We start from the raw sequence: 9,742 nt of genomic DNA on the forward strand, positions 1-9,742 counted from the left end.
CCCCGATGTACAGCAATCGATCATTCAAGGCGTCCTGTTGGACGCCTTTCTTTTTTGGAGCATCGGACCCAAAAGTGGGCACCGGTTTTGGGAAAATCCGATGCTCAAACAAAAAGAGAGAGCATCGGACCCAAAAGTGGGCACCGGTTTTGGGAAAATCCGATGCTCACACAAAAAGACAGGGCGGCGACACGGACGACCGAAAGTCCGCCGCTCTAATCCGCCAGCACGCGGGTTGACGGGAAAGCGACTTCGACCAGAGTGCCCTCGCCGGGGGTCGAGTTGATGGTGAACCGGGCCCGGTTCGCTTCGACCATGGCCTTGGTCAGTGGCAGCCCGAGACCGGTGCCGTCGCCGCGCCCGCGCTTCAGCGCGTTGATCTGCTTGAACGGCTTGAGTGCCTGCTCGATCTCGGACTGGCTCATGCCGATGCCGGTGTCACGCACGCGCATCACCACGTCGCCGGAGTTCTCGTAGGCTGTCGATACGATCACCTGGCCGCCGGCCTGCGTGTAGCGAATGGCATTCGACAGGATGTTCAGCGCGATCTGGCGCACGCTGCGCAGATCGGCCACCACTTCCGGCAGCCGGGAGGCGAAGCTGGAGCGAATGATGACACGTTCGCGGTTGGCTTGCGGCTGCATCATCGCCACCGTCTCGGCCAGCGTGTCGTTGAGCGACACTGCCTCATAGGCCATCTCCTGCTGGCCGGCCTCGATTTTCGAAATATCGAGCAGATCGTTGACCAGGTCGAGCACATGGTTGCCCGACCGATTGATGTCGCGCAGATAGTCGCGGTAGCGGTCATTGGCGACCGGTCCGAATTTCTCGTCGACCATCAGCTCGGAGAACCCGATGATGGCGTTGAGCGGCGTGCGGATTTCGTGGCTGATGCGGGCGAGGAAGTCGGTCTTCTGCGAGGAGGCGCGCTCGGCCACGGCGCGCGCCTGAGTCAGATCCTCTTCGGCCCGCTTCCATTGGGTGATGTCGCGGACCACGGCGCAGAAGCCGCTGTCGTTGGGCAGCCTGCCGATGGTCATGAACAGTGGAATGAAGCGCCCCTGCGCCTCGCGTCCGATCACCTCGCGGCCGTCGTTGAGCACGCTCGCCACGCCGGGCTCGGACAATCCGTCGAGATAGTCTCGCGCGGCGCGCTGGCTTTCGATCGCGAACAGCGAGACAAAGGGCTTGCCGGTCACCTCGTCGCTGTCGAAACCAAACAGCGCTTCCGCCGGTCGGCTGATCGAGCGAATCGTTCCGTCTCGGCCGATCAGCACGACGCCGTCGGTCGCGGTGTCGATGATGGTGCGCATCTCGGCGATGCGCGCCTTGAGCTCGGAAGTGTCCGGCTGCGTCTGGTCGTCGGCGGCACCTGCTGCCTCGTCGTCGCCGGAACGGCGCACGACCAGCATCAGCGCCTTGCCGCCACGCCAGGGAACCGAGCGCAAAATGGCCTCGATCGGGAACTCCTGACCGTCACGCGTCTTCAACCGCAGCGCGTGATCGGTTCCATCGGAGGCGCTGCCGTCGTAAGGATCGGCAAACAGCGCGTCGAGGCCACCGGCATCCTCCAGCTTGTCGAGCGTGTCATAGCCGGTCAGGCTGAGGAATTCCTCATTCGCATAGTGAAGATCGTCGCCGGAATGGATGAGCAGCGGCACCGGCAGCTTGCCGAGGATCGAAATGTCCGGAGTCTTGTTGTCGTCTGCGGTCGAAAAAGCCGATGGCACGAACCCTTCGAGCTTGAGCGGCGGCACCTGCAGGCGAGGCCGCTCGACTGGCGCCGGCTCGACGTCGCCGGCATCATCGGTTGAAGAACGGATTTCGTCGTCGTCGGGCCGCGCCCAGTCCTCGCTGTCTTCTGCATCGCGGAAATCGGCAGCCGTCATGCTGTCGTCGTCTTCGGCCATCGATCGACTGGGGGTGTCGGTGGGCTCAGCGATCTCCTGTGCCGGTTTGTTCGGCTCGGAAACCGGCGCACCGTCGCTATTGTCGGCGACATAGTCCCGGTCGGCGTAGTCGAGCAGCGAGCCTGAGATGTCGGACAGGGTTGCTTCCGGCTGCTCACCATCGAGCCTTGCGACATCCTTCTCGTCTTCGACATAGGTTTCGTCTTGGACATCGGTTTCGGTCGGTTCCGCCGCAGCCGGCTCCGCCGCAATTGCGGGATCGGGCTGTTCGGTCGGGGGATTGTCCTTCTTGAGCCGCTCGCCGATCTCACGGAATGCACTGCGTTCCAGCGTCGACAGGCCTTTGTCGTTGGCCGGCTGCCTGTGCTCCGCCAACCGGATCACCTTATCGGCAAAGCGCCGCTCCGGCTTCGGCACGATGCTCAGCGCCGGCACCTCGCCCTGGAACGGGTCGTTTTCGTCAGGCGTTTCGACGACTTCCGGCTCGACGGCGGCGGGGGCGTCGGCATTGGCGACAAGCGCCATGCCGATCGCTTCCGGATCGACCATCGCATCGCCGGTGCGGGCAACGCCGAAACCGCGAAAACCTTCGAAGGCACGGCTGCGGCCGTAGACGGGCAGCGCCGCCAGGTCGACGGGTATCTTGAAATCGGTGCCGGCAACCGGCCACAGCACCGAGCGGCCGGACCAGGTATCGCGTCGGTCGAGCAGGCCGGCGATGTCGCCGGACGCATCGAGATCGAAGGTGGCCGCGACGTCCCTGAAGCGCCGGCCGATCACATCGGCGGCAGGCTTGCCGACGAGTTCCGCGAATTCCGGCGACAGCGCACTGAACCTGCCTTCGGCATCGGTGCGCCAGACGAAACGCAGCGGCGCCGCCGCGCGGTCGATCGAGGGGATGGCAGGTTCGACCGGGGAGGCGGCCCTGATGGCATCCCGTGCGGAACTTTCCGCCGAAGCATCCGCCTCGACAGGACCGGATGCATCCGGTCCCGGCTTTTGCGCCTCGTCCTCGCTGGCGCTGAAATACCAATGGTCATGCTGTATTCCGCCGGCCGCTTCCGGACCCTGCTCGGTTGAATCAGGCGCTGTTGAATCAGATCCGGTCGAATCGAGCCCAGTGGAATCAGCCCTAGTCGAATCGGGCCTAGCCGAATCGGGCCCGGTGGAATCGGGAACATCATGCTCCGCCGACACCGAACTGTCTTCGTCGGCCGCAACTGCCTGCGCTGCCGCATCCGTTTTCGCAACTGTTGCGGGCGCGTTGTCCTGTTCTGCTTTTAGCGGGACTGCGGCATTGGCCACCGCCGCATCGGTTTCCGCCTCCGCGCTGGGCTCGCCAGCAGGGGCTGCTTCGGAGTCGAGCTGGTTCTCGTCGATCACCACCAGCAGGTGCCGCTCATCCGTCAGCCGGGCGAGGCCGGCCGGGTAGGAAGCGGTGCCGCCTGGAACGAGGCGTTTGACGATGCGACCGCTCTCGTTCGCAACATCGGCGACAAGCGCTGCCAGCGTTTCGGGCAAGATGCCGAGTGCCGAAAACCCGTCGGAAGCGGCCTCGATGTTGCCGTTGGCATCGACGAAGGCGATGAAATGACCGTCTTCGGTAAAGCCGCTGATGGCCCGAGCGGCGATCTCGGCGACGCTGCGCGAGCCGGTCTGCGACGCCGGCACCGCCAGCATGATCGCGTTTTCGCCGTCAGGCATTGTCACCGCGCTGGCCAGAAAGCCAACCGCGCGGCTGGTCAGGCCGGTTGCCAGCCGGACCGTGATGGCGCGGTCGCCGCCGATCTGTGGAAAACCGCTTGTCGCCATGATCTGGCGCCTGGCGATCAGCGGCAAGCCGGCCGAGGCGCCGATGATCGCCTCGATGTCGGGATAGCCGAACACCGCTGCCCCTGGTCCGTTGGCCCAGATCACCTGTTCGAGGTCTGCCGACAGAAGGGCGATCGCGTCGCCGGCGGCAAAGCGCTGGCGGATCGCGTCGAGCACGGCGACGTCGAGGAAGGAGTAGTTTTCAGACGGCATGCGCTTTGAGAACCCTTACGAAGCGGGCAGGTTGCAGTTAACGCTTTGTTAATAAAAGCCGACGGCGCGAAGGTCCACAAGCCATAGCGTGCAACCGCCGGAATCTCTGGGCGCGTGGTTAACGCTGGGAGAGAAATTTATGGTGCAGCGCAACAAAGATATTGCAATGCACAAGATTTGCCTTTATATTGCCATCATACATGAAACGAGACGGCTTTCCTGTCGAAGCCGCTGCCACTGCAAAGGATGGAAAATTGTCCAGGACCAAGACCGCTGATACCATTGAATTCCCGAGCTTCGACGCTTCCAAGGCCACCGACCAGATTCGTGCTTTCGCCGAAAAGGGCGTCGAGCAGTCGAAAGAGGCCTATGCCAAGCTGAAGACCGGCGCCGAAGAGACCCAGAAGGCTCTTGAGTCGACCTTTGAGACCGCCAAGACCGTTTCCAACGACCTGTCGCTCAAGACCATTGCCGCTCTGCGCGCCAATACCGAAGCCGGCTTGTCGCATTTCGAAGCTCTGATCGGCGCCAAGTCGCTGTCGGAAGTCGTCGAACTGCAGACCGGATTCCTGCGCAAGCAGGTCGAGATGACTGTCGAGCAGGCAAAGGATTTCCAGACCGTCGCCTCCAAGGCGGCGGAGGACGTCTCCAAGCCGATCAAGACCGCCTTCGAGAAGGCGATGAAGGAAGTTAAGGCCGCCTAATATTTGCGCATAGTTCGAAGATGCAGCAAAAGGTCGCATTTCTTCGAACAGGATTATGTGAGATATAGTGGTCCAAGCGAATACCCGGCGGGTAGAACCTCCTCCCTCTGCCCTCCGGGATAACCAGCCAGCACCTCCTCCCGCTGGCTCGGAACAGGAAAAGGCCGGCACCTCCTCCCGCCGGCCTTTTTCTTTGCCCGGCGAAATATAATGTCGATGCCGGAGCGCTCTTTGCCTACAGCGCCGCGCGTCCTTCTTGGCGCGCAAAGGACGCGGTGGAGCCTGGGATTTTGCGCAAGATCCGCAGCGAAATCGATTCTGATTTTCGCGGTCATGCGCGGCCAAAAGCCTTGAATTAAACTCCGATAGCCCGTATGGACGCATCGCCGAACGACAGAGCGGGTCTCGGGAGAATGAACGTTCCCATCCCGCTCAGTCGAGCGTGCCGTTGTAGCTCAGATGGTTAGAGCGCCGGATTGTGGATCCGGAGGTCGCTGGTTCGATCCCAGCCAACGGTACCATTGGCTGTCTCTGGTGCGCGGTGGCTTCTTTGGTTTCGGCCGCTTCTCTTGGCTACAGGTGTCCGTTCTTTCGGAGGAACCTCGGTCGGTTTCCGCTTGGTTCGGATTCCTGATGCATGTCGCGCAAAAGCATGCCCTCAGGCCTGACCCGAGGGTGCGCTGCGGTTTTGCGATAACGACATGCATAAGACAAGAACTTAAAGCGCGTCGCATGGATCCCTTCAAACGCGACGCGCTTTAGCCTTAGTCAAGCTTCCGAATAACGGCAATGTGATGCGAGATTTGGCCGCCCTTACCAACCATCTCAGGCGACACGTGCGGCGAAGATGTCCTTCCTCACCACTGCATGTACCCCCCAGTTTCCATCGACGACCTGGGTGATGCCGAAGTCTACTCCAATCGACATCAGGGAAATCGCCTCGTCCTCTGTTAGTCCTTTGGTTGTCATGAGGAAGTGGCGCATCTTCCGGAACGCATCGCGCAGCGCTCTGTCGACAGACGACTTGGAATAGATGTCGCTCTGAGCGCTCGGTCCCAGTTCCTCAAGATAGTTGGCGTAGGAAAACCCATGCACCAGCCAGTCGGTTTGCGTCTCGAGCATGGGGTAGTTGAGCTCCTCGAGCGGTGTGCCGGCAAGGTCCGCTTTCTTGTGCAAGATGAGCTGGAACGTGCCGGTGAGCGAGCATTCGATCGCCGTGCCGCATAATTCGCTGTCGCCTTGGCTGGCATGGGGATCACCGACCGAGAGCAGCGCGCCGTCGACGGAGACCGGATAGTACATCGTGGCGCCCTTGCCAATGCGCCAGTTATCGATGTTGCCGCCGGTGTAGCTCGGCGGGATGGTGTCTACGACGTCGGCTTCCTTCGGTGCCAGTCCGATCGTACCGAAATGCGGGCGAATAGGCAGCCTCACCCCCTTCAGCACATCGTAGTTTCGTTTGGTCAGGCCGTGGTCGACCGGAACCCCGGGATAGTCGATCGTGTCATGCCTGACGCCGAACGGATCAGTCTGCGGAACCCATTGGAAATTGTAAACCGCTTCGGCCCAGCTTTTGCCGCCGGCATTGTCGACCTCGTAGATGGTGACGACCTCGCGCTTGGTGCCGCCAAGCAGGTCATTGTAGTGGAAGCCCCAATTGGCCGCCGCGTTGGAGCCATATGACTTGCCGCTGAACTTGGGATTGCCGGACGGACGCGGCTCGCAATCGAGAATCCGCACCTCTAATATGTCGCCCGGCTCCGCGTCGCGGACATAGACCGGGCCGGTCATGATATGCACGCCCTGCCCCTCACCAGAGCCTTTCTTGTACTTGGCCGGGTCGGTAGGGCCGGCGCCGCGGCGGTCGACGCCCTTCTTCTCTTTCGTCCAGAGATAGACGCTCTCTGCACCCTCGTCGCCGTCGACCATGCGCTCCAGGTCATCGCCCGCATGGTGGGTGAGCGACTCGATCGTGACGATGTCACCGGAATTGACCTCGATGCGCGGCTTCAGCGATTTGCTGAAGTAGCCCCAATGCACGGTCTCGGCGTTGGCCGGCAAATAATGATAAGCGCGTTGTGCAGGCAGCTTCGATGCCGTGGCCTGCGCCAGTGCGGGCGTGACCAGCGAGATGCCACCGGCGCCCAGCGTGGCCAGACCGCTGGCTGCGAACAGGCCCCCCTTCAGAAAGCCGCGTCGCTCTGCATTTAGATCCTGCTTCAACTTCTTGTAGTGAAGCTCGAAATGCGGACAGCTGATATCATCGCCTTTGCACATAACAGTCCCCTTGTTTTTGTTGGAAGGAACGTGCGCGATGTTATGCAACACGCGCGCCGTCGGCAATCCAGCCAACCGGCCGCCAAAATCGATGCATCGCGCTGAGGCCTAAAAAACAGAGGTTAATTCAATGCCTTACGCTTGCGTCGGCAACATCGGCGAGCTTGAGCTCCGCCTGGTGACAGGGTAAAGTCAAGAGATTGTTCGCATGCGCACAAGACTGTGGCCTAAAGTCAATTCGGTGGGCGGTCGCCTGTTGGACGTAACGCGTCCCGGAACGGCCGATGCAGCATGGCCAACAAGGACCCAATTCTCTTATGGTTGCGGCTCTCCGATCGATCGACCACCTGCCCGTCGAACACCGCGATAAGGCGTGGCTCGACTGGTTTGAGGAGCTTTCCCTTTCCGCCTCTGTCGACGACCAGCCGATCCCGAGAGGCACTATGCACCTGCGGGCAGCGAGCGCCACCACGCGCCTCGCCGACGTCTCTGGCACACCCCAGCGCATCGTGCCGATGCGCCGGGACCACGGGATTCTATTCGCTCTCGTCGTTGCTGGGCGCGGGCGTCTTGTCGCCCCGCACCAGGCGTTCGATCTCGCGGACGGCGACATGATGGTGCTGGGCACGGCCGACGACTGGTCTTTGACCTTTCGCAGTGACTTCCGCGCGTTCCTGCTTCAGGCGGCCGCCGGTCCGCTGGAAGCACGGCTGGGCCGCAGCGGCATCCGCTTGCCGAAGGTGCTGGGCAGCACCGTCGTCGCTGCGGTTGCGAAATCCGGGTTGCGAACGCTGGGCTCCAATCTCGAGACTTCCGGTGCGGCCGATCTGACAGCCGCCGAAGTGGCTTTGACGGAACTCGTGGCAAGCGCCCTGCTCGGCGAGGTACGTGAGCCCGCTGGCAGCCTGACCGGGGTGCAAACGGCGCATTTCAGGCGCGTCGCGGCGACGATTGACGCCCGGCTGTCGGACCCGGACCTTGCCTTGGCCCTGATCGCGAGACTGGAAGGCCTTTCCGTGCGCTACGCACAAAAACTGTTCGAGGGACGCGGCGAAAGCTTCTCCGAATATGTGCGCCAGCAGCGCCTCGAACATTGCCGCATGGACCTGGCGGATCCCAACCATGCACATGAAAGCGTGGCCGCGATCGGACAGCGCTGGGGCTTTCGCGATCAATCGCATTTCAGCCGCACTTTCGGCGCGACGTTTGGAATGAGTCCCAGGCAGGTGAGGCGCGCCAGGTCGCAGACGGAGGAGGCTTATCCGCTGCGCGGCAAACCGGACGGCCGCAAGACGGCGGCGGCGCGGCCGGCTCCGATGCTGCAGGCCCCTATGGATCGCCCGCCAACAGCAAGAGCGCGCGAACGAACGGACCATTGGCATTTGCCAGCAACAGCGGAGACCGTGCATTGGGGCTTTTTCAGCCGCTCACTGCCACCGGTGTTGCGCGTCGATCCGGGCGACTCAGTCACCGTTGAGACACTCACTCAGCACGCGGGCGACGACTGGCAGCGGATGGTGGCGGGTGACAGCGGGGCTGAAAGCGTGTTCGATTGGTCACCCGAACACAAGCGCGTCGACCGTCGCGGGGCCGGTCCGGCCAACGCTTCCATCTTCGGGCGCGGCGCCGGCGAGGGATTCGGCGTTCACATCATGACTGGCCCGATCTATGTGCGCGGCGCCGAGCCCGGCGACGTGCTCGAGCTCGAGTTCGTCGAAATCCGGCCACGGCCGAGCGCTGCCTTCCCCGGCAAGGCCTTCGCATCGAACGTATCGGCATGGTGGGGGTATCAGTATCACGACCTTCTGGACCGGGATGCCAAACGCGAAACGGTGACTATCTTCGAGATCGACATGCAGTGCCCGGCCGCAGCGCGGCCGCTATACAGCTACGAATGGCGGCCGCAGACCGACCCTTTCGGCGTTGTCCACGCGACGATCGACTATCCTGGCATACCCGTCGACCACAGCAAGGTTTCGCATCGCGACTTGAGTGGTAGCGGCGTGCGCATACCGGCGCGCATGCATTTCGGGTGCATCGCGGTGGCTCCGCGCGAGGCCGACCTGGTCGATTCCATTCCGCCGGGCTATTTCGGCGGCAATGTCGACAATTGGAGGATCGGAGCCGGCGCGAAGCTTTATTTGCCCGTTGCGGTTCAGGGCGCGCTGCTCTCGCTCGGCGATGGACATTTCGCGCAGGCGGACGGCGAGATCAACGGCACGGGCCTTGAGTGTTCGCTGACCGGCGACATCGTCATAAAGCTGCACAAGGCTGGCGACGTGTTGCCGGCTTTCCTGCGCGGTCTTAACTCGCCGCTCATAGAAACCCAGCACAGCTGGGTGATACAGAGCTTCAGCCACCCCAACTATCTCAGAGACCTGGGCAGCAACGCGCAGTCGGACGTTTACAAGACATCCACCATCGATTTGGCGCTGCGCAACGCCTTCCGCCAGACGCGCCGATTCATCATGCAGACATACGATCTCACGGAGGACGAGGTGCTGAGCATCATGTCGCTTGCTGCCGACTTCGGCATCACACAAGTCGCCGATGGAAACTTCGGCGTGCATGCCACGATCACCAAGGCCGTGTTCGGCGAGCGACAGCACAGCCAGCGTACCGCTCGCCCCTGACCACCGCCTTTCGAGCCGCCTGCGAACTGAGCACGGCAAGCCAGTGCTGCCGGCGTCCCGAGCCGCTCGACAATGATCGGAGATCACGCAGTGGTTTCATTGATGGCGGGGTGCCCTCACAACTCCGTTGCGTGCTCTTTCAGTGCCACCTCAAGCGCTTGGCTGAGAGGCACCGCCTCGGAGAATAGGAAGC

At 62.3% G+C, this 9,742-nt stretch carries 4 protein-coding genes and 1 tRNA gene; 3 read left to right on the top strand and 2 right to left on the bottom strand.

Annotated elements, in window-relative coordinates; all coding sequences use genetic code 11:
• Positions 1-215: 215 nt before the first annotated feature.
• On the bottom strand, positions 216-3,935 hold the full coding sequence (locus NMG70_RS26650; RefSeq protein ID WP_254027265.1) for a PAS domain S-box protein: 3,720 nt from the start codon (positions 3,933-3,935) through the stop codon (positions 216-218).
• Between the two features lie 254 nt (positions 3,936-4,189).
• Between NMG70_RS26650 and NMG70_RS26655 the strand changes: the two genes are divergently transcribed.
• On the top strand, positions 4,190-4,639 hold the full coding sequence (locus NMG70_RS26655; RefSeq protein WP_254027266.1) for a phasin: 450 nt from the start codon (positions 4,190-4,192) through the stop codon (positions 4,637-4,639).
• A gap of 444 nt (positions 4,640-5,083) precedes the next feature.
• A tRNA-His gene (locus NMG70_RS26660) sits at positions 5,084-5,160 on the top strand.
• Positions 5,161-5,464: 304 nt separating this feature from the next.
• On the opposite strand, the gene NMG70_RS26665 is transcribed toward NMG70_RS26660, so the two are convergent.
• Positions 5,465-6,916 carry an acetamidase/formamidase family protein gene (locus tag NMG70_RS26665; RefSeq protein WP_254027267.1) on the bottom strand — a complete coding sequence of 484 codons (1,452 nt, stop codon included), beginning with the start codon at positions 6,914-6,916 and terminating at the stop codon, positions 5,465-5,467.
• Positions 6,917-7,233: 317 nt separating this feature from the next.
• Between NMG70_RS26665 and NMG70_RS26670 the strand changes: the two genes are divergently transcribed.
• Positions 7,234-9,549, top strand: coding sequence for an acetamidase/formamidase family protein (locus NMG70_RS26670; RefSeq protein ID WP_254027268.1), 2,316 nt, complete (start codon positions 7,234-7,236; stop codon positions 9,547-9,549).
• Positions 9,550-9,742 lie beyond the last annotated feature (193 nt).

This window comes from Mesorhizobium ventifaucium (assembly GCF_935822925.1).
In the GTDB taxonomy this organism is placed as follows: Bacteria; Pseudomonadota; Alphaproteobacteria; order Rhizobiales; family Rhizobiaceae; genus Mesorhizobium; species Mesorhizobium ventifaucium.

Excerpts from the sequence above, each read along its gene's own strand:
- NMG70_RS26650 (WP_254027265.1), bottom strand. The coding sequence starts at position 3,935 with ATGCCGTCTGAAAACTACTCCTTCCTCGACGTCGCCGTGCTCGACGCG.
- NMG70_RS26665 (WP_254027267.1), bottom strand. The coding sequence starts at position 6,916 with ATGTGCAAAGGCGATGATATCAGCTGTCCGCATTTCGAGCTTCACTAC.
- NMG70_RS26670 (WP_254027268.1), top strand. The coding sequence starts at position 7,234 with ATGGTTGCGGCTCTCCGATCGATCGACCACCTGCCCGTCGAACACCGC.